We start from the raw sequence: 26,253 nt of genomic DNA on the forward strand, positions 1-26,253 counted from the left end.
CGGGCAAAGCCCGGGACGACGTTTTTTTTGAGGGTGGCTTTCATGACTCAAACCTCCGCCGGGCCGCTGGCCTGGGTCAACGGCAGCGATGCTCCGGAAAAAAGCGCGATCAACCTGGGCTTCATGGCCCTGAGCGACTGCGCCTCGCTGGTGGTCGCCGCCACTCAAGGCTTTGCCCAGCCTTACGGGCTGACCCTGAACCTCAAGCGCCAGAGTTCCTGGGCCAACCTGCGGGACAACCTGGTCAGCGGCGAGCTGGATGCCGCCCACAGCCTTTACGGCCTGATCTACGCGGTGCACTTGGGCATCGGCGGTGTCGCGCCGACCGACATGGCGGTGCTGATGGGCCTGAACCAGAACGGCCAGAGCCTCAACCTGTCCCACGGTTTGCAGGGCCTGGGCGTGACCGGTCCTGAAGCGCTGCACCATCACGTGCACCAAACCCGCGCAAAACTCACTTTCGCCCAGACCTTCCCCACCGGTACCCATGCCATGTGGCTGTATTACTGGCTGGCGAGCCAGGGCATCCATCCGTTGCAGGATGTCGACAGCGTGGTGGTGCCGCCGCCGCAAATGGTCGCGCACTTGCAGGCCGGACGCATCGATGGCCTCTGCGTCGGCGAACCGTGGGCGGCCAGCGCCGTGCAGCAGGATCTCGGTTTCACGCTGGCGACCAGCCAGACCATCTGGCCCGATCACCCGGAAAAAGTCCTCGGCTGCACCCGCGCCTTCGTCGAGCAATACCCCAACACCGCCCGCGCGCTGGTGATGGCGATCCTCGAAGCCAGCCGTTTCATCGAAGAAAGCCCGGAAAACCGCCGCAGCACCGCGCAGTTGCTGAGCGCCCCGGAATACCTCGACGCCCCGGTCTCCTGCATCGAACCACGCTTTCTCGGCGACTACGACGATGGCCTCGGCAATCGCTGGCAGGACCCGCACGCCTTGCGCTTTCACGGCGATGGCGCGGTGAACCTGCCGTACCTGTCGGACGGCATGTGGTTCATGACCCAGTTTCGCCGTTGGGGTTTGCTGCGTGATGACCCGGACTACCTCGCCGTCGCCCGTCAGGTACAACAACTGGAGATCTATCGCGACGCGGCGACTGCTGTGGGCGTCGCGGCCTGGGGCAAGGACATGCGCAGCAGCCAGTTGATCGACGGCAAAATCTGGGACGGCAACGACCCGGCCGCCTACGCCCGGAGCTTCAAGCTCCACGCGCTGAGCGACAGCGCCCCCCTTCTTGCCCAGCGCTGACAGGAGACCGCGAACATGCTGCGCATTCTGCTGATCAACGACACCGCGAAAAAAGTCGGACGCCTGAAAGCCGCGCTGACCGAGGCCGGTTTCGAGGTGATCGACGAGTCGGGCCTGACCATCGACCTGCCGGCGCGCGTCGAAACGGTGCGTCCGGACGTGATCCTGATCGATACCGAGTCACCGAGTCGCGATGTGATGGAACAAGTGGTGCTGGTCAGCCGCGACCAGCCCCGGCCGATCGTGATGTTCACCGACGAGCATGATCCCGGCGTGATGCGTCAGGCGATCAAGTCCGGGGTCAGTGCCTACATCGTCGAAGGCATTCACGCACAACGCCTGCAGCCGATTCTCGACGTGGCCATGGCCCGCTTCGAAAGCGACCAGGCCTTGCGCGCCCAGCTTCAGGCCCGCGACCAGCAACTGGCCGAGCGCAAGCGCATCGAGCTGGCCAAAGGGCTGTTGATGAAAATGAAGGATTGCAACGAAGAAGAGGCCTACACCCTGATGCGCCGCCAGGCCATGAGCCGCCAGCAGAAACTGATTCAGGTGGCGGAGCAGATCATTGCCATGAGCGAGTTGCTTGGCTGAGCTGGCACAAATCTCGCTAAGCAATCCCTACAGGTAACCAACGGCGGTTGCCCCACCTACGACAAAGACGTCGCTCACCTTCTTCGCCCCTTTCGGCGATCCGGGGTAGCGGCGTTTTTGCGTTTTGGCCCCACAGCCCGGGGCCGGTGGTGCGGCCGTGGCGGCGCCCCACTGTGCTGGTTCTGACTCCTTCTCGAGATTCTCTACAGCTGAGGTGCGCGATGAATAAAAGCTTCTGGAAATCCGGCCACACCCCGACCCTGTTCGCGGCCTTCCTGTATTTCGACCTGAGCTTCATGGTCTGGTACCTGCTCGGCCCGCTGGCGGTGCAGATTGCCGCCGACCTGCACCTGACCACTCAACAGCGCGGCCTTGTGGTCGCCACGCCGATTCTGGCCGGCGCGGTATTGCGCTTTGCGATGGGTATGCTCGCCGATCGCCTGTCGCCGAAAACCGCCGGGCTGATTGGCCAGGTAATCGTGATCTGCGCACTGTTCGGTGCCTGGAAACTCGGCATCCACAGCTACGAACAGGCCCTGCTGCTCGGTCTGTTCCTCGGCATGGCCGGCGCTTCGTTCGCGGTAGCCCTGCCTCTGGCTTCGCAATGGTATCCACCGGAGCATCAGGGCAAGGCAATGGGAATCGCTGGGGCCGGCAATTCCGGGACCGTGTTCGCTGCGTTGATCGCCCCGGTACTGGCCGCGTCGTTCGGCTGGAGCAATGTGTTCGGTTTCGCCCTGATTCCGCTGATCCTGACCCTGGTGCTGTTTGCCTGGCTGGCGAAAAACGCGCCGGAGCGGCCAAAAGCCAAATCCATGGCCGACTACTTCAAGGCCCTTGGCGACCGTGACAGCTGGTGGTTCATGTTTTTCTACAGCGTCACCTTCGGCGGCTTCATCGGTCTGGCCAGCGCCCTGCCCGGCTACTTCAACGATCAATACGGCCTGAGTCCGGTGACCGCCGGTTACTACACCGCGGCCTGCGTGTTCGGCGGCAGCCTGATGCGTCCTTTGGGCGGCGCGCTGGCTGATCGTTTCGGCGGCATTCGCACGCTGTTGGCGATGTATACGGTGGCAGCGGTTTGTATTGCAGCGGTCGGCTTCAACCTGCCAAGTTCCTACGCGGCGCTGGCACTTTTCGTCTGCACCATGCTCGGTCTCGGCGCGGGTAACGGCGCGGTGTTCCAACTGGTGCCGCAACGTTTCCGTCGGGAAATCGGCGTGATGACCGGGCTGATCGGCATGGCCGGCGGCATCGGCGGTTTCGCTCTGGCAGCCGGCATGGGCGCGATCAAACAGAGCACCGGCAGCTATCAACTGGCGCTTTGGCTGTTCGCCAGCCTTGGCGTGTTGGCGTGGTTCGGTCTGCACGGGGTCAAACGTCGCTGGAGAACCACCTGGGGTTCGGCGGCCGTGACCGCTGCCCGGGTCTGAGGCCTTCATGGCTCTGCAACTGAGCTTTGCCGAAGCCAGCGCCACCGGCCCCCGCGCGGAAAATCAGGACGCTTTGCGCCTGGTGACCCCGGCCCCGGCGCTGGCCGCCAGCAAGGGTTTTCTGTTCGCCATCGCCGACGGCGTCAGCCAGTGCGCCGATGGCGGGCTGGCCGCGCGCTCGACCTTGCAGGCGCTGGCGCTGGACTACTACGCCACCCCGGAAACCTGGAGCGTGGCCCAGGCCCTTGATCGTCTGCTGCTCGCGCAAAACCGCTGGTTGCAGGCCAACGGTGGCGGACAGCCGCTGCTTACCACGGTCAGTGCGCTGGTCCTGCGAGGCCGGCGATTTACTTTGGCGCACGTCGGTGATTGTCGGGTTTACCGCTGGCACGCCGAGACCTTGCAACGGATCAGCGAAGATCACGTCTGGGATCAGCCGGGCATGCAGCATGTGCTAAAGCGCGCATTGGGGCTGGATCAGCATCTGGTGCTGGACTTTCTCGATGGCGAACTGCGTGACGGCGAATGTTTTGTGCTGCTCAGTGATGGCGTGTGGGCGGCGCTCGGCGATACCGCCATCGCCGGAATTCTGCGCGATCAGCCGGATCTGCACAGTGCCGCGCAAACGTTGGTCAACGCCGCGCATCTGGCCGGCAGTCAGGACAACGCCAGCGCGCTGTTGGTGCGGGTGGATGCCGTCGGCGAGGCCAGCCTTGGCGACGCGCTGATTCATTTGCAGCAGTGGCCGCTGCCCCCGCCGCTGAAACCGGATCAGGTCTTTGAAGGCTGGCAGGTTCAAGAGGTTATGAGCCGGAGCCAGCAATCGTTGCTGTATCGCGCGCTCGACGGTCAGGGCCAGGCGTGGCTGTTGAAGACGTTGCCTGCACAACTGGCAGACGATGCCCTGGCCGGTCAGGCCTTGCTGGCGGAGGAATGGTTTCTCAAACGCGTCGCTGGGCGGCACTTCCCTGAAGTCCATAGCGCCGGTCAGCGTCAGCATTTGTACTACGTGATGCGTGAATATTCAGGGACAACCCTGGCGCATTTGTTCGAGCAAAGCGGCCCGCTGCCATTGGCCCAATGGCAGGATCTGGCCGAACGCCTGCTGCGGGCCGTCGGCCTGTTGCATCGACGGCAGATCCTGCACCGCGACATCAAACCGGAAAACCTGCACCTGGGGGACGACGGCGAGTTGCGCCTGCTGGATTTCGGCCTGGCGTATTGCCCCGGTCTGTCGCAGGACGCGCCGTCAACCTTGCCCGGAACCCCGAGCTACATTGCGCCGGAAGCCTTTCAAAGCGCAGCACCCAGCGCACAACAGGATCTGTATGCGGTGGGCGTGACCTTGTATTTCTTGCTCACCGGGCATTTTCCCTACGGCGAGATCGAAGCCTTCCAGCGCCCGCGTTTCGGGGTGCCGGTGAGTGCCGGTCGTTATCGCCCGGATCTGCCGGAGTGGCTGGCGCAGTGCCTGGAGCGCGGGGTCTCAGCCGATCCATTGCAACGTTATGAAACCGCCGAGGAATGGCTGCTGATTCTGGAGCAAGGTGAGCGCCGCAGCCTGAGTGTGCGCCCTCGCCCCTTGCTGGAACGGGAGCCACTGAAGGTCTGGCGGACGTTGGCGTTGCTGGCACTGCTGGGCAATCTGGTCCTGCTGTTTCTGTTGTTTCATGGCTGATGCGGCGCTCCATTAACGGGCGCGCCGCTTCCATTCAGTGCAAAAACCACAATGAACATCTGGCCAATTCCAGCATTACCCCAGTGAATTCGCGGCTCACCGCGACTTGGCACAACCACTGCATTAACGTTTTCAACTGACATAAAGCCCGGCCTTCAACGACGAAGGCCAGGCTTCCCGAGAGAACGGGACAAGGACAAAGGCGTCCTCGCTAGGTAACTGGCGGGACGCCTTTTTTGTTTGCGCCATTTTTGTCGAGCAAGGCCTGACTGCCCACAAGAGGCAAGCCCGATGCTCCCGGAGAACCTGATGAAAAAACTCAAACTGGTGATGATCGGTAATGGCATGGCCGGGGTCCGCACCCTGGAAGAATTGCTCAAGCTGAGCAACGAGCTGTACGACATCACGGTCTTCGGCGCCGAACCGCACACCAACTACAACCGCATCCTGTTGTCGCCGGTATTGGCCGGCGAACAGACCTTCGAAGAAATCGTGCTCAACGACCTCGACTGGTACCTGGAAAACAACATCAAACTGCTGCTCAACCGCAAAGTGGTGGAGATCGATCGGGTCAAACGCCGAGTGATCGCCGAGGACGGCACCGAGGCCGAATACGATCGCCTGCTGATCGCCACCGGCTCGACCCCGTTCATCCTGCCGATCCCCGGCAACACCTTACAGGGCGTGATCGGCTACCGCGACATCGCCGACACCCAGGCCATGATCGACACCGCCAAGACCCACAAGCACGCCGTGGTGATCGGCGGTGGCCTGCTCGGTCTCGAAGCGGCCAACGGCCTGATGCTGCGCGGCATGCACGTCACCGTGGTGCACCTCGGCGAGTGGCTGCTGGAGCGGCAACTGGACAAGACCAGCGGCCAGCTCCTGCAATCCGCCCTCGAATCCCGTGGCCTGCACTTTCGCCTGTGCGAACAGACCCAGGCCCTGCACGACGCCGGCAATGGACGCGTCGGCTCGGTGCAATTCAAGAACGGCGACATCATCCCCGCCGATCTGGTGGTCATGGCCGCCGGCATCCGCCCCAATACCGAACTGGCGGAAAAGGCCGGCATCCCATGCAATCGCGGGATTCTGGTCAACGACACCCTGCAAACCTACGACCCGCGCATCTATGCCATCGGCGAATGCGCCAGCCACCGTGGCATCGCCTACGGCCTTGTCGCGCCGCTGTTCGAACAGGCCAAGGTCTGCGCCAATCACCTGGCGCAACTGGGTTTCGCCCGCTATCAGGGCTCGGTGACGTCGACCAAATTGAAAGTCACCGGCATCGACCTGTTTTCCGCTGGCGACTTCATGGGCGGCGAAGGCACCGAGACCATCACCCTCTCCGACCCGATCGGCGGGGTGTACAAAAAACTGGTGATCAAGGATGACGTGCTGGTCGGCGCCTGTCTGTACGGCGATACGGCAGATGGCGGTTGGTATTTCCGGCAGATTCGTGAGAATCACGCCATCGGCGAGATCCGCGATCACCTGATGTTTGGCGAAAATGCTTTAGGCGACGTAGGACATCAGGGCCAGGACAAAGCCATGAGCATGGCCGACAACGCCGAAGTCTGCGGCTGCAACGGCGTGTGCAAGGGCACCATCGTCAAGGCGATTCAGGAACACGGGCTGTTCAGCGTCGACGAAGTGAAGAAACACACCAAGGCTGCGAGCTCCTGCGGCTCTTGCGCCGGGCTGGTCGAGCAGATCCTGATCAACACCGTTGGCGGCGCGGCGGACGTCAAACCGAAAAGCGAAAAAGCCATCTGCGGTTGCAGCGACCTCAACCACGGCCAGATCCGCCAGGCGATTCGCGAACAGCATTTGCTGACCATCGCCGGCACCATGAGCTACCTCAACTGGCGCACCCCGAACGGCTGCGCCACTTGCCGCCCGGCCCTCAACTACTACCTGATTTCCACCTGGCCCGGCGAAGCCAAGGACGATCCGCAGTCGCGCCTGTTCAATGAGCGGGCCCACGCCAACATTCAGAAGGACGGCACTTATTCGGTGGTGCCACGGATGTGGGGCGGCGTGACCAACCCGTCGGAACTGCGGCGGATCGCCGACGTGGCGGACAAATATCAGGTGCCGATGGTCAAGGTCACCGGCGGCCAGCGCATCGACCTGCTGGGGATCAAGAAGCAGGATCTGCCCGGTGTGTGGAAAGACCTCGACATGCCATCCGGCCACGCCTATGGCAAATCGATCCGCACCGTGAAAACCTGCGTCGGCAGCGAGTTCTGCCGCTTCGGCACGCAGAATTCGACCCAACTGGGCATCGACCTCGAACACGATCTGTTCAACATGTGGTCGCCGCACAAAGTGAAACTGGCGGTCTCCGGATGCCCACGCAATTGCTCGGAAGCGGGGATCAAGGACGTAGGAATCATCGGCGTCGATTCCGGCTGGGAGATGTACATCGGTGGCAACGGCGGGATCAAGACCGAAGTCGCCGAGTTCTTCGTCAAGCTCAAGACCGCCGAGGAAGTGCGCGAGTACAACGGCGCGTTCCTGCAGCTGTACCGCGAAGAAGCCTTCTACCTCGAACGCACCGTGCACTACCTGCAACGGGTCGGCATGGAGCACATCAAGAAAGCCGTGCTGGAAGATCCCGAGCGCCGCAAGGCCCTGAACGAACGCCTGCAATTTTCTCTGTCGTTCGAACAGGATCCGTGGAAAGAGCGCCTCGCCCAGCCGCAACTGAAGAAAGAATTCGACGTGATCCCTGTGAAAAACCTGGAGGTGCCGGCATGAACTGGCTCGATATCTGTGCCCTGGAAGAGATCAACGCCCTCGGTTCGCGGATCATTGCCGGGCCCAAAGGTGACATTGCGATCTTTCGCACAAGCGACGACGAAGTTTTCGCACTCGATGACCGCTGCCCGCACAAGGGTGGCCCATTGTCCCAAGGCCTGATCTACGGCAAACGTGTCGCCTGCCCGCTGCACAACTGGCAGATCGACCTGCAATCCGGCGAAGCCCAGGCGCCGGACGTCGGCTGCGCGCACCATCATCCGGCCCGAGTCGAGAATGGCCGCGTGCAATTGGCGCTGCGGGACGCCGTCTGATGAACCGCCAGACGACCGCCTCGACCTGCTGTTATTGCGGGGTCGGCTGCGGCGTGCTGATCGAGCATGACGGCGAGCGCATCCTCGGCGTCAGCGGCGATCCGGCGCATCCGGCCAACTTCGGCAAACTGTGCAGCAAAGGCTCGACCCTGCACCTGACCGGCGATCTGGCGGCACGGGCGTTATATCCGGAATTGCGCCTGGGCAAAGGCCTGGCGCGCAGTCGCTGCGACTGGGACACCGCGCTGGATCACGCCACCAACGTATTCGCCGACACCATCGCCGAACATGGCCCGGACAGCGTGGCGTTCTACATCTCCGGGCAGTTGCTGACCGAGGATTACTACGCCTTCAACAAACTGGCGCGGGCGCTGGTCGGCACCAACAACATCGACAGCAACTCGCGGCTGTGCATGTCTTCGGCGGTGGTCGGCTACAAACGCAGCCTCGGCGCCGACGCACCGCCGTGCAGCTACGAAGACCTGGAGTTGAGCGATTGCGTGGTGATCGTCGGCAGTAACATGGCCTACGCCCACCCGGTACTGTTTCGTCGTCTCGAAGAGGCAAAATCCCGCCGTCCGCAGATGAAAGTCATCGTCATAGACCCACGGCGCACCGACACCTGCGATCTGGCGGACCTGCACCTGGCGATACTGCCGGGCACCGATGTCGCTTTGTTCCATGGGATTTTGCATCTGCTGTTGTGGGAAAACTGGATCGACCGCGACTTCATCAAGGCGCACACCGAAGGCCTCGCCGAGCTGAAAAGTCTGGTGCGCGACTACACCCCGGCGATGGTGTCGCAGCTGTGCGGGATCAGTGTCGAGCAATTGCAGCAATGCGCCGAATGGATCGGCACCGCGCCGAGTTTTCTGTCGCTGTGGTGCATGGGTCTGAACCAGTCAACCGCCGGCAGCGCGAAGAACAGCGCGCTGATCAATCTGCACCTGGCCACCGGGCAAATCGGCCGACCGGGTGCAGGACCTTTCTCCCTGACCGGTCAGCCGAATGCCATGGGCGGGCGCGAAACCGGCAGTCTTTCCAATCTGTTACCGGGCCATCGTGAAGTCGCCAATCCAGAACACCGCGCAGAGGTCGCGGCGTACTGGGGTGTGGATAAGCTGCCGGAAAATACCGGTCTCAGCGCCATCGAACTGTTTGAGCAAGTACGCAACGGCAAGATCAAGGCGTTGTGGATTGCCTGCACCAACCCTGCGCAATCGATGCCGGATCAGAACGCTGTGCGTGCAGCGTTGGAGGCTTGTCCCTTCGTGGTGTTGCAGGAGGCGTTTCGCACCACCGAGACCGCAGCGTTTGCCGATCTGCTGTTGCCGGCGGCCAGTTGGGGCGAGAAGGAAGGCTCGGTGACCAACTCAGAGCGGCGGATTTCCCACGTCCGCCAGGCCATCGCCGCACCGGGTGAAGCGCGCCCGGACTGGGCGATTACCGTTGATTTCGCACAACTCCTGGAGAAACGTCTGCGCCCGCAGCAGTCTGGCCTGTTTGCCTTCGAGCAACCGGCGCAGCTTTTTGACGAGTACAAACAACTGACCCGAGGGCGCGATCTGGATTTGTCCGGGATCAGCCATGGGTTGATTGATGAACTGGGGCCACAGCAATGGCCCTTCCCCGCTGGCGCTCGCCAAGGCACAGCCCGGTTGTATGGCGACGGGATATTTCCCACGGCGAACGGACGCGCGCAGTTCGTTGCCGATCCCTATCGCGCCGCCAAGGAACAACGCGACGCGCGCTTTCCCCTGACCCTGATCACCGGCCGCCTGCGTGATCAATGGCACGGTATGAGCCGCACCGGCACGGCGGCTCAGTTATTCGGCCATGTCAGCGAAGCGGTATTGAGCCTGCATCCTGACGAGTTGCGCCGCCACCGCTTGCAACCGGGAGATCTCGTGAACCTGAAAAGTCGTCGAGGCGCAGTGATCGTGGCGGTCGCCAGCGATGACAGCGTGCGTCCGGGTCAGGCGTTCCTGCCGATGCACTGGGGCGATCGTTTCCTCAAGGGCGGCGTGAACAGCCTGACCCTGCCCGCCTTCGATCCCTTGTCGAAACAGCCGGAACTCAAGCACAGCGGTGTACGACTGGAACCGGTGAATTTGCCATGGCAACTGTTCGCACTGATCGAGGGCGATGTTCAACGGCATTTCGAGGCGCTTCGACCGCTCTGTGAGGCGTTTTCCTACGCGAGTCTCAGCCTTGTCGGACGCGAACGGCCTGCGCTGCTGATACGCGCAGCCAGCGCCGTGGCGCCGGAACCGCAATTGCTGCGTGAAATCGACCAGTGCCTGGCCCTGATCGACGGGCCGGTGCTGGCTTATGACGATCCTCGCCGCGCCATCGGCAAACGGGTGCGCATCGAGAACGGGCGAATCACTGCGATCCGCTTGGCCGGTGAAACCCTCGCTCAGCACTGGTTGCAAGGCCTGTGGCTGGAGGGGCGCGCCGACGAACAACTGCGGCGCTGGCTGCTGGCACCGATGAGTGCACCGCCGGGCAATACCGGCGCGCAGGTTGTGGCGGACAAAACCTTGTGCAACTGCAAGAACGTCAGCCACAACGCGGTCTGCGCCGGTATCCGTGAAGGTCTTGATCTACAGGGTTTGAAAAACAAGTTGGGGTGCGGCACGCAATGCGGCTCCTGCGTCCCGGAAATCAAGCGTTTGCTGGCCGCCGAAGTGCGTCCGGTCGCCGTCATCTGAAGAGGAAAACACCATGAACGCGAAAGTCTGGCTGGTGGGCGCGGGTCCCGGTGATCCTGAATTGCTGACGCTCAAAGCGGTACGGGCCTTGCGCGAAGCCGAGGTGGTGCTGATCGACGATCTGGTCAATGAGGCGGTGCTTGAGCACTGCCCTGCTGCGCGGATTATCGCGGTCGGCAAACGCGGCGGCTGCCGCTCGACGCCTCAGGCGTTCATCCATCGGCTGATGCTGCGTTATGCCCGTCAGGGTAAATGCGTGGTGCGGCTCAAGGGTGGCGATCCGTGCATTTTCGGGCGCGGAGGTGAGGAAGCGCAGTGGTTGCGCGAGCGCGGAGTCGAGGTCGAGCTGGTCAATGGCATCACCGCCGGACTGGCCGGCGCGACCCAGTGTGATATTCCACTGACGTTACGCGGCGTGGCCCGGGGCGTGACGCTGGTCACGGCTCATACTCAGGACGATAGCCAGTTGAACTGGCGGGCGCTGGCGCAAGGCGGGACGACGCTGGTGATTTACATGGGGGTGGCGAAGCTCGGCGAGATTCGCGAGCAGCTGTTGGCAGGAGGCATGGCGGCGGATACGCCGGTGGCGATGATCGAGAACGCCTCCTTGCCGGAGCAGCGCGAATGCCGCAGCAATCTGACAGCGATGGAAGGCGATGCCCTTGGTTTCCAGCTCAAGAGCCCTGCAATTCTGGTCATAGGCGCCGTCGCAGCGGCAGCGACCCAAGTGGATTCGATTGGCTGGGCAGCCGATCGACTGGCCTGACAATCCCGGCTTCACCAAATCGCAGGCAAAGAAAAGCCCGGCCTAAGCCGGGCTTTTCTCGGAGCGGCAGCTAATTACTTAGCTTGAGCTTCAACCTGCGCTTCTACGCGACGGTTAACAGCACGGCCAGCTTCAGTTTTGTTGTCAGCAACTGGACGGGTTTCGCCGTAGCCAACAGAGTCAACGCGGGACGATTCAACACCGTACTGGTTGGTCAGAACTTGCTTAACGGCGTTTGCACGACGCTCGGACAGTTTCTGGTTGTAAGCGTCAGGACCGACGGAGTCAGTGTGACCTTCAACAGTGGTGCGAGTCGATGGGTACTGCTTCATGAAGTCAGCCAGGTTTTTGATGTCGCCGTAGCTGTTTGGCTTCACAACCGACTTGTCGAAGTCGAACTTGACGTCCAGCTCAACACGAACAACTTCAGCAACTGCCGGGCAGCCATCAGCGTCAACAGTTACGTTGGCTGGGGTGTCTGGGCACTTGTCAACGTTGTCGCAAACGCCGTCGTTGTCGCTGTCGGAGCAGACTTCAGCCGGAGCTGGAACTGGAGCAGCAGCTGGCTTGGAGCCGCCACCGAAGTTCACACCGATACCGACGCTAGGAGCCCACTCGGTGTCGCCCTGGTCGATGTTGTATTGAGCTTCAACGCCAGCACGGGCGTAGAAGTTCTCGGTGAAGTACAGCTTGGCACCGCCGCCAACGTTGGCGAAGGTAGAACGGTTACGACCGCCAGTGCCGTTCTGACCGATGCTCTGATCGGAGAAACCAGCCGATACGTATGGACGCAGCATGTCGCCTGGGTTGTTGAAGTGGTACAGAGCGTCCAGAGCGGTGTTGGCGCCCTTGATGTTACGACCGTCGTCGGAACGCACGTTGTGCACTTCGTCGTAGCCCAGACGCAGTTCAACGTCGTCGGTCAGGAAGTAACCGATCGAACCGCCGAACAGGTTGCCGTTGTTCTTGAAGTTACGAGCGCTGTCGAATTGTTCTTTCTTTGCGAAGCCTTCGATTTCAACTGCGCCTTGGCCTTGTGCCAGAGCGCCGAACGAAGTGGCGGCAATCAAAGAACCAATGGCCAAGCCCAAGGTGTTTTTCAGTTTCATCCGTTAAATCCCCATCTGGTGATTGTGAAGCAGTCCCGCAAACCGGGGGACAACTCGGCGGCAAGTCTATCAGAACTTGCCTACACGTAAGAGATATTTGCGCCGAACTAAGTTTCAGCAATGCCTGCAAATTTCTCACGCAATTTATCAAGAGCGCGTTTGTACCGCATTTTTGTCGCACTCAAACCCATGTGCATGATGTCTGCGATCTCCTGGAACTCCAGCTCTGCGACAAATCGTAGCACCAGAATTTCCCGGTCAATCGGGTTCACATACACCAGCCAGCGATCTAGTCCACCCTTCTCCTCGGGTTTCGGCGCCTTTTCTTCGGACGCTTCCTCGAGGGGGTCAAGACTCAGTGCGTCCATCAAGCGACGCTTTCGCCGTTCCTTCCGATACTGCGTGATGCATTCGTTGTAAGTGATGCTATATAGCCATGTCTTGAACTTCGATTTCCCCTCGAAGTTCTTCAGGCCGTACAGCACCTTCAACATCACTTCCTGACAGACATCGTCTGCGTCGCGATCGTTCCCAAGATATCGCGCACAAACGTTAAATAATGTCCGCTGGTAACGCCGCATCAATTCTTCATACGCGCGCGTCACGTGAAAAAGCTCGGTATGCGAGCGCGCGACCAACTCCTCATCAGAGAGCTCGCGGGGGTCGTAGCGCGTGGATAGCGTTTGGGCTTTATTCAAAACAAGTCGTGCCGACAGTCAGGTCAATGTCCACCGCAGCCAGCGACAGCTGGCATTTTGCGGCGGCATACATTAGCAGGGTTTGCCGGGTTAGCGGCTACTCACATGCTGCTCCAGCAGGATCCGATTCGAGAGAGAGACTAGCTCACCCTCATCGGTCAGCAATGTGGTCTTAACCGTGCCGATCTCTTCGATCTGGCCTTCGACCTCGCCAATACGCACTTGTTGCCCAACCTGATACAACTCACGCACATAGATTCCCGCAAGAATCTGACCGGCAATTTCCCGGCTTCCCAAACCCATGGCCAGCGCAACCGCCAGACCAACGGTAATCAATACGATGACGATCACATGGTTCAGCAGGTCGGTCTTGACCTCCAGCTGACTGATCGCGACCGAAATACTGATGATGATCACCAGACCCTGGGCAATTCGCCCAAGTCCTGAAGCGTAGTCCAGGCCTACGCCTTCTGCCGCCCCGCGAACCAGGCCATTGGCCAGTTGTGCGAGCAGGACACCTACCAGCAACACCAGCGCAGCACCGAACACTTTCGGCAAATACAGCGCCAGCATGTCAAGCGTAGCCGAAACTCGCTCAAGTCCAAGGGATTCTGCTGCCGAAACCAGGAAAATCAGCAGAACGAACCAATAGACGATCTTGCCGATCAGGGTCGAGATCGGCACTTGCAGCCCCGCGCGGGACATCAATTTGGTCAGGCCGGTGCCGCCCATCAGGCGATCGAGGCCCAGTTTGGCCAGCAATTTGGACAGCAAGGTGTCCAGCAGCTTGGCCACGACAAAACCCAACAGCAACACAACCAGTGCGCCGAACAGATTCGGAATGAAGTTAGCGACTTTGGTCCACAACGCAGTCATTGCAGTGACGAGGCTCTGAGTCCAGAGATCAAGTTCCATATTCAATCAGCCTTATCAGCAGTGCGAGCGGTAGGTTTACGGAGACGGGAGACCGGCGCGACATGGGCCGAGCCGTTATTAAGGGCGATCATCAGCGCGGGCAGCCAGCGGCCCAGCAGGCTGAACAGATCGCCGGCGCCAACCTGGCGGTTGGCGGTTTTGAGTACGCGGCCCAGACAGGCATCGTCGTCGCGACTGGACGGCGAGGCGTTGAGCATGTCGCGCAAAGACTGTTCAAACGGATCGTGCATACGCACCTCTCGTGATGTCTGTGAAAGACGCGGGCAAATTTGGTCGGGTCACATGGCGCATCGTCATACCCAGCGCAATCGGCGGAACAACCACCATTGTCCGAACGCCAGGGCGAGCACCGTCAGACAGGCGATCAGGAAACCATAAGGGCTGCTCGAGAACGGAATGCCGCCGACATTGATGCCCAGCAGACCGGTCAGAAAACTCATCGGCAAAAAGATACAGGTGATGATCCCGAAGCGATACATCGTGCGGTTCATGCGCACGCTCAAGCGCCGGTCTTCGGCCTCCAGCACAAGCCCCACGCGCTCTCGGGTCAATTCGAGCTCTTCGAGATAACGGGTCAGGCTGTTGTTCAATTCGTTCCAGTAGTCGGCATCGTCATCGACGAACCACGGCAGTTTTATCCGCGTCAACTGTCCGAAAATATCCCGCTGTGGTGCCAGAAAACGCTTCAGTCCGGCAGCCCGGCGACGGATGTGCAAAATGGCGCCGTGCTCGGGGGTATACCGTTCGTCGGCATCCAGTTTTTCTTCCTCTTCATCGACCACTTCGGAGAGGCAAGTCACCAGATCCTGCACCTTGTTGGTGAGGAATTGCGCCAGATAAAGCATCAATTCGGACGAGGTTTTCGGCCCTTTGCCCTCGCCCAGCATCACCAGCAACTCGTCGGTGGCGCGCAATGGACGTAAACGCAGGGAAATGACCCGCTGGGCCGAAGCGAAAATCCGCACCGACACCATGTCTTCCGGCTCGGCACCGGGGTTGAGATTGACCCCGCGCAAAAACAGCAGCAGCTCGGAATCCGGCAGCGGCAACAGGCGTGGGCGGGTGTTTTCTTCCAGCAGCAGATCGCACGTGAACTCGTTGAGCCCACTGGATTTGCGCAGCCAGGTCTGGGTCTGCGGGTGACTGCGATCCCAGTGCAACCACAGGCTTTCATGAGCCTGCAGTTGCAGATCGTCGAGATCAGTCCGGGCTATCGAACGCGCACCGCCTTTACCGTCCAGCACCAGGGCATGCACCAGCCCCCATTGCGCGTTTTCTTCCTCGAACATCCTCACCCCTGTGGTTACCGCGATTTATTCAGGCATTTTCAGCGGACTTGGCGAGATGATCACGCCATTGTTGTCCGCATAGATGTACTGGCCGGGATGGAAAGTGACACCCGCAAACGTCACCGGCACATTGAGGTCGCCGATACCGCGCTTGTCGGTTTTCATCGGGTGGCTGGCCAGCGCCTGCACGCCAAGATCGGTCTGGGCGATGACGTCGACGTCACGGATGCAGCCGTAGATGACCAGCCCTTCCCAACCGTTTTTCGAGGCTTTCTCGGCGAGCATGTCGCCCAGCAGCGCACGACGCAGGGAACCGCCACCATCAACCACCAGCACCTTGCCATTACCCTTGAGCTCGACCTGCTCCTTGACCAGCGAGTTGTCTTCGAAGCATTTGATGGTCACGATCTCGCCGCCGAACGAATCACGGCCGCCGAAATTGCTGAACATCGGGTCCAGCACCTGAACCAGCTCCGGATAGGCGTCGCACAGGTCAGGCGTAAGGTAATGGTTCATCGAATAACTCCTGTAACAAGGAAGACGATCAAGGATGTCGCACTCTTTTGAAACGAGTTCCGGCGGTCGCTGTTTACCTTAGCCCATGTAATGGTCGCTGAACGAACCTGAACACAAGCTGAAACGTAATAGCGAAACAGCCACTAAATATGACCAGAACCGTCCAATGCGTCATATCTTAGCCGCAAGCCGACTCGAACGAAATGCCCTTTTCAGGGCGCCGCATTCAGACCGCTGCAGCCAGATCCGGCTTCTCGCCAAGCAATGGCGTGTGCTGATCCGCCAGCCAACGCGCCACCAGCGGCCAGACCTCAGCCTGCGCCGCCTTGCTGACCAGCATCTCGACATGCCCGAACTGATCGTTGAAACCCTGCTCACGGCCCAGGTTGATGAACTGCTTGTGCTCGGAGCCGATCTGTTCGAACAGCTTCTGGCACGCCCAGGCCGGATCCTGATGATCCCCCGCCGCACTCACCGCCAGCACCGGCACCTGCACATCGGCAAGGCCCGCCCACCAATCCTTGTCCTTGTCACCGAAACGGCCGAACAGCCCGTACCAGCGCATGCTTTCCAGCGCCAGACCGATCGGTTCGTCTTCGGGGCCGCGCTTGAGCCGCGAGCCGGACAACTGGGCAAACCGCTTGAGAATGAAGCGCCCGCTCCACTCCACCGGCGGAATCTTCAGCGGCCAGTATGTGCGGCTGACTTGGGTACCGAAAAATGCCGCCGAGGCCACTGCAGGCTCGCCGAGGTATTCGCCGCCCAGCGCGGCCGCCAACGTGATGCCACCCAGCGAGTGGCCGATCCAATGCGGAATCTGCCCGCTCTGCTCCCGGACGAACGCAGCGATGGCCGGCAGATCGTAACGGGCATAGTCGGCGACGCGGTTGCGGCGGTAATCCTCGTTGCGCTGGGACAAACCGTGGCCGCGCATTTCCGGGATCCACACATCGAAGCCCAGTCGCGTCAGATACGCGCCCAGGCCCAGGCCCTTCGGCGAGAACCAGAAGCGCCGGTTGGAAAAACTGCCGTGCAGCAAGATCACCGGCACGCCGCGCGACGCCGGCTCATCCGCCATGCCGAGACGGGTCACCGCGATTTCCACGGACCAGTCAGGGCTGTTGCCCGGTTTCAAACGGTAAACGTCTTCGCTCAGATCACCGCGTCGTTCGGCGCTGATCAGGGCGACAGGAAATAGGTTGCTGCTGCTTTGCATAATGCTCTTGCACAAAAAAGGGCGGCATCCGGAGAGCTCGCCCTACTTCAATCTTAAAGCCCCGGCCCGAATCAACGGGCCGAGGCTTCATTCACGACTTATTCCGCCGCCTGGCCTTCGGCAAGGAAGAACCAGGTTTCCAGCACGGTGTCCGGGTTCAGCGACACGCTTTCGATGCCCTGCTCCATCAGCCACTTGGCCAGGTCCGGGTGGTCCGAAGGGCCCTGACCGCAGATGCCGATGTACTTGCCGGCCTTGTTGCACGCGGCAATCGCGTTGGCCAACAGCTTCTTGACCGCCGGATTACGCTCGTCGAACAGGTGCGCAATGATCCCGGAGTCACGGTCCAGCCCCAGTGTCAGCTGAGTCAGGTCATTGGAGCCGATCGAGAAACCGTCGAAGAATTCGAGGAATTCTTCAGCCAGGATCGCGTTGGATGGCAGTTCGCACATCATGATCACGCGCAGACCGTTGTCGCCACGGGCCAGGCCGTTTTCGGCGAGCAGATCCACAACCTGGCTGGCTTCGCCAAGGGTACGGACGAACGGCACCATGATTTCGACGTTGGTCAGACCCATCTCGTTGCGCACGCGTTTCAGCGCACGGCACTCGAGTTCGAAGCAGTCACGGAACGATTCGCTGATGTAACGCGAAGCACCACGGAAGCCCAGCATCGGGTTTTCTTCTTCCGGCTCGTAGAGTTTGCCGCCGATCAGGTTGGCGTATTCGTTGGACTTGAAGTCCGACAGACGCACGATGACCTTCTTCGGTGCGAACGCAGCGGCCAGGGTGCTGATGCCTTCAACCAGTTTCTCGACATAGAAGCCGACCGGATCGTCGTAACCGGCGATGCGCTTGTCGACGCTTTCCTTGATGTCCTGCGGCAGGCCGTCGTAGTTCAACAGCGCTTTCGGGTGCACACCGATCATGCGGTTGATGATGAATTCCAGACGGGCCAGGCCCACACCGGCGTTCGGCAGCTGCGCGAAGTCGAAGGCGCGATCCGGGTTGCCGACGTTCATCATGATCTTGAACGGCAGCTCCGGCATGGCGTCCACGGAGTTCTTCTTGATGTCGAAGCCCAGTTCGCCTTCGAAGATGTAACCGGTGTCGCCTTCGGCGCACGACACGGTCACGCCCTGGCCATCCTTCAGCAGTTGGGTGGCGTTGCCGCAACCCACAACAGCAGGAATACCCAGCTCACGGGCGATGATCGCCGCGTGGCAGGTACGGCCGCCACGGTTGGTGACGATGGCGCTGGCGCGCTTCATGACCGGTTCCCAGTCCGGGTCGGTCATGTCGGAAACCAGCACGTCGCCCGGCTGGACCTTGTCCATCTCGGAGACGTCCTTGATGATCCGCACCTTGCCGGCGCCGATGCGCTGGCCAATGGCGCGACCTTCCACCAGCACGGTGCCGGTTTCTTTCAGCAGGTAACGTTCCATGACGTTGGCCTGGGTGCGGCTCTTCACGGTTTCCGGACGGGCTTGCACGATGTACAGCTTGCCGTCGTCACCGTCCTTGGCCCACTCGATGTCCATCGGGCAGCCATAGTGCTTCTCGATGATCATCGCCTGCTTGGCCAGCTCGCTGACTTCAGCGTCGGTCAGGCAGAAACGCGCGCGCTCGGCCTTGTCGACATCAACGGTTTTCACGGAACGACCGGCCTTGGCCTCGTCGCCGTAGATCATCTTGATGGCCTTGCTGCCCAGGTTGCGACGCAGGATCGCCGGACGACCGGCTGCCAGCGTGCCCTTGTGGACATAGAATTCGTCCGGGTTCACCGCGCCTTGTACGACGGTTTCGCCCAGGCCGTAGGCGCCGGTGATGAACACCACGTCACGGAAGCCGGATTCGGTATCGAGGGTGAACATCACGCCGGCGGTGCCGGTTTCCGAACGCACCATGCGCTGCACACCAGCGGACAGGGCGACCAGCTTGTGGTCGAAGCCCTGGTGGACGCGGTAGGAAATGGCACGGTCGTTGAACAGGGAAGCGAACACTTCCTTGGCCGCGCGGATGACGTTTTCCACGCCACGGATGTTCAGGAAGGTTTCCTGCTGACCGGCGAACGAAGCGTCCGGCAAGTCTTCGGCGGTGGCGGAGGAACGCACGGCCACGGCCACGTCAGGGTTACCGGCCGACAGCGCGGCGAACGCGGTGCGGATCTCGGTGTTCAGTTTCTCAGGGAATTCGGCTTCCATGATCCATTGGCGGATCTGGGCGCCGGTCTTGGCCAGGGCATTGACGTCATCGACGTCCAGCGCATCGAGGGCCTTGTGGATCTGATCGTTCAGACCGCTCAGTTCCAGGAAGTCGCGATAGGCTTGCGCCGTGGTGGCGAAGCCGCCGGGGACCGAAACACCGGCACCGGCCAGGTTACTGATCATCTCGCCCAGGGATGCGTTCTTGCCCCCCACATGCTCAACATCGTGTTTGCCGAGCTTATCGAGGGAAACTACGTACTCTACCAAGGTGATCTCTCCACTAACTGTGTTGGAAAAGCTCAGAAACCGGCGGCTCGGGGGAGCGTTGGCCGGCTGTATGGCCTGGACCTGGAAAATAAGTGAGAATGCGGGCCAATGGCGGCCGGCAAATCGCGCCTATCATATCCAAGATTCGTCACTAGCTTAAGGCCCAAGGTGCAAATGAAACGATCTGCTTTCTTTATCTCCGATGGCACCGGCATCACCGCCGAAACCCTGGGTCAAAGCCTTCTGGCGCAGTTCGAAAACATTACCTTCAGCAAATTCACGCGCCCGTACATCGACAGCGTTGAAAAAGCGCGGGCCATGGTACAACAAATCAACAAAGCCGCTGAAACCGACGGTTTCCGGCCGATCATCTTCGACACCATCGTCAATCAGGACATTCGTGAGATTCTCGCAACCTCCAATGGTTTCATGATCGACATTTTCTCGACGTTCCTCGCCCCGCTCGAGCAGGAACTGACCGAGCATTCTTCCTACACCGTCGGCAAGTCCCACTCCATCGGTCACAACTCCAATTACATGGAGCGGATCGAGGCGGTGAACTTCGCCCTCGACAACGACGACGGCGCCCGCACCCACTATTACGACAAGGCCGATCTGATACTAGTGGGCGTGTCGCGTTGTGGTAAGACGCCGACGTGCCTGTACATGGCGATGCAGTTCGGCATCCGCGCGGCCAACTACCCGCTGACCGAAGACGACATGGAACGCCTGCAACTGCCGGCCGCCCTGCGCGCCCACCAGCACAAGCTGTTCGGCCTGACCATCGACCCGGATCGCCTCACCGCGATCCGCAACGAGCGCAAACCCAACAGCCGTTATTCGAGCTACGCCCAGTGCGAGTTCGAAGTGCGCGAGGTGGAAAACCTGTTCCGCCGCGAGAACATCCCGAACATCAACTCCACGCATTTCTCCGTTGAAGAAATTTCCGCGAAGATCCTCGTGGAAAAAGGCGTGGAGCGGCGCTTCAAATAACCAATAAATCCATAAACCGGTTCACTGGCGTGGCTTCAAGCCGCGCCTGATCTTTGCACAGCGCCAGAATCTCCCCGCTGCGCTGCCCGGTGAACCGGGTGGCCAGATTTGCCCTGAACTTGTCCTCCAGCAATGGAATGCCCTCGGCCCGGCGCCGGCGATGCCCGATCGGGTACTCCACCACCACGTTTTCCGTACTCGAACCGTCCTTGAAAAAAACCTGCACCGCGTTGGCAATCGAGCGTTTGTCGGCCTCCAGGTATTCGCGGGTGAAGCGCGGATCCTCGACGATGACCATTTTCTCGCGCAGCACATCGATGACCGGATGGGCCTTGTGGAAATCATCCTCGTACTGCTCGGCCACCAGATTGCCGAACGCCAGCGGCACAGCGGTCATGTACTGGAGGCAGTGATCGCGGTCCGCGGCGTTGGCCAGCGGCCCGACCTTGGAAATGATGCGGATCGCCGATTCGTGGGTGGTGATGACGATCCGGTCGATCTCGTGCAGACGATTGCGCACCTGCGGATGCAGGGTCACGGCGGCTTCGCAGGCAGTTTGCGCGTGGAATTCTGCCGGGAAGCTGATCTTGAACAGCACGTTTTCCATCACATAACTGCCGAACGGCCGCGAAAAGCTGAACGCACGTTTATCTTCGGGCTTGAGCGCCAGATCGTTGTTGGTGTGGCTGAACAATACGTCGTAAAAGCCCCATTGTTTGGCACTCAAGACGCCGGGAATCCCCATTTCGCCGCGCATCGCGATATCCGCCAGCCGCACGCCCCGACTCGATGCATCCCCTGCCGCCCAGGATTTGCGCGAACCGGCGTTCGGCGCATGACGGTACGTGCGCAACGCCTGACCGTCGGCGAACGCATGGGACAACGCTGATAACAGCTGCTCACGGTTGGCGCCCATCAGTTTGGCGGTGACGGCAGTCGAGGCCACTTTCACCAGAATGACGTGGTCGAGTCCTACGCGATTGAACGAGTTTTCCAGCGCGATAACGCCCTGTATTTCGTGGGCCATGATCATGGCTTCGAGTACATCGCGCACCGTCAGCGGCGCTTCACCATTGGCCAGACGCTTTTGCGACAGGTGATCGGCCACCGCAAGAATCCCGCCGAGGTTGTCCGACGGATGCCCCCATTCGGCGGCGAGCCAGGTGTCGTTGTAATCGAGCCAGCGCACGATGCAGCCGATGTCCCACGCGGCTTTTACCGGATCGAGCCTATAGGAGGTGCCCGGCACCCGGGCACCGAACGGCACGACGGTGCCTTCGACGATTGGGCCAAGGTGCTTGGTGCACTCGGGGAAACGCAGAGCCAGCAGGCCGCAGCCTAATGTGTCCATCAGGCAGTTGCGGGCGGTGTCGAGGGCTTCGGTGGATTCGATCTTGCAGGTGAGGACGTAGTCGGCGATGTCCTGCAGGACACGGTCGTAGTCGGGACGGTTGTTCAGGTCGACGTTGGCGCTCATGTTCGATTCACTCTTGAAAGTGGTTCGTTGATGGGACCTCGGTTCAGGGCTAATTTTCTTCTTATTGAAATGCGCATGGCGGTGAGAGCGAACGGGTTCGCTCTCACCGGTTGTTCATTAGAACGAATCTCCAGGAACGCGGACGTAACCTTCCATCAGGACGCGCGCACTACGGCTCATGATCGCCTTCTTCACGATCCACTCACCGCTTTCCAGGCTGGCCTCAGCCCCCACGCGCAGGGTTCCGGACGGATGCCCGAAGCGCACGGCGTTGCGTTCAACGCCACCGGCCGCGAGGTTGACCAAAGTGCCGGAGATAGCTGCTGCAGTGCCAATCGCCACAGCCGCCGTCCCCATCATCGCGTGGTGCAACTTGCCCATCGACAACGCCCGCACCAGCAAATCCACATCACCGGCGCCAATGGCTTTGCCACTGGACGCGACGTAATCCGCAGGTTTGGCAACAAACGCAACCTTCGGCGTGTGCTGACGCTTGGCCGCTTCATCCAGACTGGAAATCAGCCCCATGCGCAGCGCGCCATAAGCACGAATGGTCTCGAACATCTGCAACGCTTTCGGATCGCTGTTGATCGCGCTCTGCAGTTCGGTGCCGGTGTAACCGATGTCTTCGGCATTGACGAAGATCGTCGGGATACCCGCGTTGATCATGGTCGCCTTGAACGTGCCGACGCCCGGGACTTCCAGCTCGTCGATCAGGTTGCCGGTGGGGAACATCGAGCCACCGCCGCCCTCTTCTTCCGCCGCCGGGTCCATGAATTCGACCTGGACTTCGGCGGCCGGGAAGGTCACGCCGTCGAGTTCGAAATCACCGGTTTCCTGGACTTCGCCGTTGGTGATCGGCACGTGGGCAATGATCGTTTTACCGATGTTGGCCTGCCACACGCGAACCACCGCCACGCCGTTGTGCGGAATGCGGCTGGCGTCCACCAGACCGTTGCTGATGGCGAACGAACCGACCGCCGCCGACAGGTTGCCGCAGTTGCCGCTCCAGTCCACGAATGGCTTGTCGATGGACACCTGACCGAACAGGTAATCGACGTCGTGATCGGCCTTGATGCTCTTCGACAGGATCACGGTTTTGCTGGTGCTGGACGTGGCGCCGCCCATGCCGTCGATCTGCTTGTCGTACGGGTCGGGGCTGCCGATCACCCGCAGCAATAGCGCGTCACGGGTCGGGCCGGGAATCTGCGCGGCTTCGGGCAGATCCTTGAGGCTGAAAAACACGCCTTTGCTGGTGCCGCCACGCATGTAGGTGGCGGGGATTTTTATTTGCGGTGCGTGAGCCATGGTGCTCCTTAACGAAGGCATGGGACTTGAAGTCCCATGCCTACATCGATTGATTTAAACGGCAACCGCCGACTCTTCGAGGAAATCCTGAGCGAAGCGCTGCAAAACGCCGCCAGCCTCGTAGATCGACACCTCTTCAGCGGTGTCGAGGCGGCAGGTCACCGGCACGTCGACGCGTTCGCCGTTCTTGCGATGAATTACGAGTGTCAGGTCGGCACGCGGCGTGCGCTCGCCGATCACGTCGTAGGTTTCGCTGCCGTCGATGCCCAGGGTCTTGCGGTCGGTGCCCGGTTTGAACTCCAGCGGCAACACGCCCATGCCCACCAGGTTGGTGCGGTGAATGCGCTCGAAACCTTCGGCGGCAATCGCCTCCACACCCGCCAGACGCACGCCTTTGGCCGCCCAGTCGCGGGACGAACCCTGACCGTAGTCGGCGCCGGCGATGATGATCAGCGGCTGCTTGCGTTCCATGTAGGTTTCGATGGCTTCCCACATGCGCATCACTTGGCCTTCCGGCTCCACACGCGCCAGCGACCCCTGCTTGACCTTGCCGTTTTCCACGACCATTTCGTTGAACAGTTTCGGGTTGGCAAACGTCGCGCGCTGCGCGGTCAGGTGGTCACCACGGTGGGTCGCGTAAGAGTTGAAGTCCTCTTCTGGCAGGCCCATTTTCGCCAGGTACTCACCGGCGGCACTGTCGAGCATGATCGCGTTGGATGGCGACAGGTGATCGGTGGTGATGTTGTCCGGCAGTACCGCCAGCGGGCGCATGCCCTTGAGCGGACGCGCCCCGGCCAGCGCGCCTTCCCAGTACGGCGGACGGCGGATGTAGGTGCTCATTTCGCGCCAGTCGTACAGCGGAGTGACTTTCGGGCCGGTGTCTTCATGGATGGCGAACATCGGAATGTAGACCTGACGGAACTGCTCGGGCTTGACTGAGGATTTCACTACGGCGTCGATTTCCTCGTCGCTTGGCCAGATGTCTTTCAGGCGGATTTCCTTGCCGTCGACCACGCCCAGCACATCTTTCTCGATATCGAAGCGGATGGTGCCGGCAATTGCGTAGGCCACCACCAACGGCGGCGAAGCGAGGAACGCCTGCTTGGCGTACGGGTGAATCCGGCCGTCGAAGTTGCGGTTGCCGGACAGCACAGCAGTCGCGTACAGATCGCGGTCGATGATTTCTTGCTGGATCACCGGATCCAGCGCGCCGGACATGCCGTTGCAGGTGGTGCAGGCGAAGGCGACGACGCCGAAACCGAGTTGCTCCAGCTCCGTGGTCAGCCCCGCTTCATCGAGGTACAGCGCCACGGTTTTCGAGCCCGGCGCCAGCGACGACTTGACCCACGGCTTGCGGGTCAGCCCGAGCTTGTTGGCGTTGCGCGCCAGCAGGCCGGCGGCGATCACGTTGCGCGGGTTGCTGGTGTTGGTGCAGCTGGTGATGGCAGCGATGATCACCGCGCCGTCGGGCATTTGCCCCGGCACGTCTTCCCACTGGCCGGCGATGCCTTTGGCCGCCAGATCCGACACCGCCACACGGGCGTGCGGGTTGCTCGGGCCAGCCATGTTGCGCACCACCGAAGACAGATCGAAGGTCAGGCCGCGCTCGTACTGCGCGCCTTTCAGGCTGTCAGCCCACAGACCGATCTGCTTGGCGTACTGCTCGACGAGCTGCACTTGCTGGTCTTCGCGACCGGTCAGTTTCAGGTAGTCGATGGTCTGCTGGTCGATGTAGAACATTGCCGCCGTGGCGCCGTATTCGGGGGCCATGTTGGAGATGGTTGCGCGGTCGCCGAGGGTCAGTGCCGAAGCACCTTCGCCGAAGAACTCCAGCCACGCGCCGACCACTTTCTGCTTGCGCAGGTATTCTGTCAGCGCCAGCACCATGTCGGTGGCGGTGATGCCCGGTTGCAGCTTGCCGGTCAGTTCGACGCCGACGCTTTCCGGCAGACGCATCCACGACGCGCGGCCGAGCATCACGCTCTCGGCTTCAAGCCCACCGACACCGATGGCGATCACGCCCAGCGCATCGACGTGCGGGGTGTGGCTGTCGGTGCCGACGCAGGTATCCGGGAATGCCACGCCGTCGCGCACCTGGATCACCGGAGACATTTTCTCCAGGTTGATCTGGTGCATGATGCCGTTGCCCGGCGGGATCACGTCGACGTTCTTGAACGCCTTTTTGGTCCAGTTGATGAAGTGGAAGCGGTCTTCGTTGCGACGGTCTTCGATGGCGCGGTTCTTCTCGAACGCCTGGGCATCAAAACCGCCCGCCTCCACCGCCAGCGAGTGGTCGACGATCAGTTGCGTCGGCACCACCGGGTTGACCTGCGCCGGGTCGCCGCCCTGCTGGGCAATCGCGTCGCGCAGGCCGGCCAGATCCACCAGCGCGGTCTGGCCGAGAATGTCGTGGCACACCACGCGAGCCGGGAACCACGGGAAGTCGAGGTCGCGCTTGCGCTCGATCAGTTGTTTCAGGGAATCGGTGAGCGTGGCCGGGTCGCAGCGACGCACGAGGTTTTCCGCCAGCACGCGAGAGGTGTACGGCAGGGTGTCGTAGCTGCCCGGCTGGATCGCATCGACAGCCGCGCGGACGTCGAAAAAGTCCAGCGGCGTGCCGGGCAGGTTCTTGCGAAATTCTGTGTTCATCGGTCAGGACTCGGTCACGGTGATAACAAAAAGGTGGGGCCTGGCACGGGTCTCAAGATTCACACAGCCCCTTGT

Annotated in this window: 20 protein-coding genes; 9 read left to right on the forward strand and 11 right to left on the reverse strand. The window is 61.1% G+C overall.

What is annotated here, in order from left to right; translation table 11 throughout:
* Nucleotides 1-42 precede the first annotated feature (42 nt).
* The 8 genes from AC1Q9F_RS22735 to cobA all read left to right on the forward strand — a co-directional run bounded on the left by AC1Q9F_RS22735 (nucleotide 43) and on the right by cobA (nucleotide 11,513).
* Nucleotides 43-1,254, forward strand: a complete 1,212-nt coding sequence (locus AC1Q9F_RS22735; protein WP_492620870.1) for a CmpA/NrtA family ABC transporter substrate-binding protein — start codon at nucleotides 43-45, stop codon at nucleotides 1,252-1,254.
* A gap of 15 nt (nucleotides 1,255-1,269) precedes the next feature.
* Nucleotides 1,270-1,845, forward strand: coding sequence for an ANTAR domain-containing response regulator (locus AC1Q9F_RS22740; protein WP_007916390.1), 576 nt, complete (start codon nucleotides 1,270-1,272; stop codon nucleotides 1,843-1,845).
* Between the two features lie 221 nt (nucleotides 1,846-2,066).
* Complete coding sequence (locus AC1Q9F_RS22745; protein WP_102686943.1) at nucleotides 2,067-3,278, forward strand: nitrate/nitrite transporter; 1,212 nt, start codon at nucleotides 2,067-2,069, stop codon at nucleotides 3,276-3,278.
* 7 nt (nucleotides 3,279-3,285) lie between these two features.
* Entirely contained in the window at nucleotides 3,286-4,956 is a 1,671-nt protein-coding gene (locus AC1Q9F_RS22750) for a bifunctional protein-serine/threonine kinase/phosphatase (protein ID WP_492620871.1), read from the forward strand.
* 309 nt (nucleotides 4,957-5,265) lie between these two features.
* Entirely contained in the window at nucleotides 5,266-7,719 is a 2,454-nt protein-coding gene (gene nirB, locus AC1Q9F_RS22755) for a nitrite reductase large subunit NirB (protein WP_492620872.1), read from the forward strand.
* Nucleotides 7,716-8,033: a nitrite reductase small subunit NirD gene (gene nirD, locus AC1Q9F_RS22760; protein WP_007951992.1), complete on the forward strand. Its 318-nt coding sequence runs from the start codon at nucleotides 7,716-7,718 to the stop codon at nucleotides 8,031-8,033. Before nirB ends, nirD begins: the two co-directional genes overlap by 4 nt.
* Nucleotides 8,033-10,747 carry a nitrate reductase gene (locus tag AC1Q9F_RS22765; RefSeq protein ID WP_492620873.1) on the forward strand — a complete coding sequence of 905 codons (2,715 nt, stop codon included), beginning with the start codon at nucleotides 8,033-8,035 and terminating at the stop codon, nucleotides 10,745-10,747. Before nirD ends, AC1Q9F_RS22765 begins: the two co-directional genes overlap by 1 nt.
* A 13-nt stretch (nucleotides 10,748-10,760) precedes the next feature.
* Nucleotides 10,761-11,513: a uroporphyrinogen-III C-methyltransferase gene (gene cobA, locus AC1Q9F_RS22770; RefSeq protein ID WP_207985519.1), complete on the forward strand. Its 753-nt coding sequence runs from the start codon at nucleotides 10,761-10,763 to the stop codon at nucleotides 11,511-11,513.
* A 74-nt stretch (nucleotides 11,514-11,587) separates the two neighbouring features.
* On the opposite strand, the gene AC1Q9F_RS22775 is transcribed toward cobA, so the two are convergent.
* The 8 genes from AC1Q9F_RS22775 to ppsA all read right to left on the reverse strand — a co-directional run bounded on the left by AC1Q9F_RS22775 (nucleotide 11,588) and on the right by ppsA (nucleotide 19,751).
* Nucleotides 11,588-12,622: an OmpA family protein gene (locus AC1Q9F_RS22775; RefSeq protein WP_207985518.1), complete on the reverse strand. Its 1,035-nt coding sequence runs from the start codon at nucleotides 12,620-12,622 to the stop codon at nucleotides 11,588-11,590.
* A gap of 107 nt (nucleotides 12,623-12,729) precedes the next feature.
* Nucleotides 12,730-13,320 carry an RNA polymerase sigma factor SigX gene (gene sigX / locus AC1Q9F_RS22780; RefSeq protein WP_011333251.1) on the reverse strand — a complete coding sequence of 197 codons (591 nt, stop codon included), beginning with the start codon at nucleotides 13,318-13,320 and terminating at the stop codon, nucleotides 12,730-12,732.
* A gap of 90 nt (nucleotides 13,321-13,410) precedes the next feature.
* Nucleotides 13,411-14,235, reverse strand: a complete 825-nt coding sequence (locus tag AC1Q9F_RS22785) for a mechanosensitive ion channel family protein (protein WP_007951987.1) — start codon at nucleotides 14,233-14,235, stop codon at nucleotides 13,411-13,413.
* 2 nt (nucleotides 14,236-14,237) lie between these two features.
* Entirely contained in the window at nucleotides 14,238-14,486 is a 249-nt protein-coding gene (locus tag AC1Q9F_RS22790) for a hypothetical protein (protein WP_007951986.1), read from the reverse strand.
* A gap of 63 nt (nucleotides 14,487-14,549) precedes the next feature.
* A complete protein-coding gene (locus AC1Q9F_RS22795; protein WP_492620874.1) occupies nucleotides 14,550-15,545 on the reverse strand; it encodes a zinc transporter ZntB in 996 nt (331 codons plus the stop codon).
* A 24-nt stretch (nucleotides 15,546-15,569) separates the two neighbouring features.
* Nucleotides 15,570-16,061, reverse strand: coding sequence for a ribonuclease E activity regulator RraA (rraA, locus tag AC1Q9F_RS22800; RefSeq protein ID WP_007951984.1), 492 nt, complete (start codon nucleotides 16,059-16,061; stop codon nucleotides 15,570-15,572).
* Between the two features lie 226 nt (nucleotides 16,062-16,287).
* On the reverse strand, nucleotides 16,288-17,277 hold the full coding sequence (locus tag AC1Q9F_RS22805; protein ID WP_007951983.1) for an alpha/beta fold hydrolase: 990 nt from the start codon (nucleotides 17,275-17,277) through the stop codon (nucleotides 16,288-16,290).
* A gap of 98 nt (nucleotides 17,278-17,375) precedes the next feature.
* Nucleotides 17,376-19,751 carry a phosphoenolpyruvate synthase gene (ppsA, locus tag AC1Q9F_RS22810; RefSeq protein WP_085609043.1) on the reverse strand — a complete coding sequence of 792 codons (2,376 nt, stop codon included), beginning with the start codon at nucleotides 19,749-19,751 and terminating at the stop codon, nucleotides 17,376-17,378.
* 174 nt (nucleotides 19,752-19,925) lie between these two features.
* Here ppsA and ppsR point away from each other — a divergent pair, with 174 nt between their 5' ends.
* Nucleotides 19,926-20,744 (forward strand): posphoenolpyruvate synthetase regulatory kinase/phosphorylase PpsR, encoded by an 819-nt coding sequence (ppsR, locus tag AC1Q9F_RS22815; protein WP_007951980.1) that lies wholly within the window; start codon nucleotides 19,926-19,928, stop codon nucleotides 20,742-20,744.
* Here ppsR and prpD read toward each other — a convergent pair.
* The 3 genes from prpD to acnD form a co-directional block, all read right to left on the reverse strand.
* Nucleotides 20,737-22,221, reverse strand: a complete 1,485-nt coding sequence (gene prpD / locus AC1Q9F_RS22820; protein WP_492620875.1) for a 2-methylcitrate dehydratase — start codon at nucleotides 22,219-22,221, stop codon at nucleotides 20,737-20,739. The genes ppsR and prpD overlap by 8 nt on opposite strands.
* A gap of 117 nt (nucleotides 22,222-22,338) precedes the next feature.
* Nucleotides 22,339-23,529 carry a 2-methylaconitate cis-trans isomerase PrpF gene (gene prpF / locus AC1Q9F_RS22825; RefSeq protein WP_207985516.1) on the reverse strand — a complete coding sequence of 397 codons (1,191 nt, stop codon included), beginning with the start codon at nucleotides 23,527-23,529 and terminating at the stop codon, nucleotides 22,339-22,341.
* Between the two features lie 54 nt (nucleotides 23,530-23,583).
* A complete protein-coding gene (acnD, locus tag AC1Q9F_RS22830) occupies nucleotides 23,584-26,178 on the reverse strand; it encodes a Fe/S-dependent 2-methylisocitrate dehydratase AcnD (protein ID WP_207985515.1) in 2,595 nt (864 codons plus the stop codon).
* Between the last annotated feature and the right edge of the window lie 75 nt (nucleotides 26,179-26,253).

This window comes from Pseudomonas sp. GW823-FHT04A03 (genome assembly GCF_058796615.1).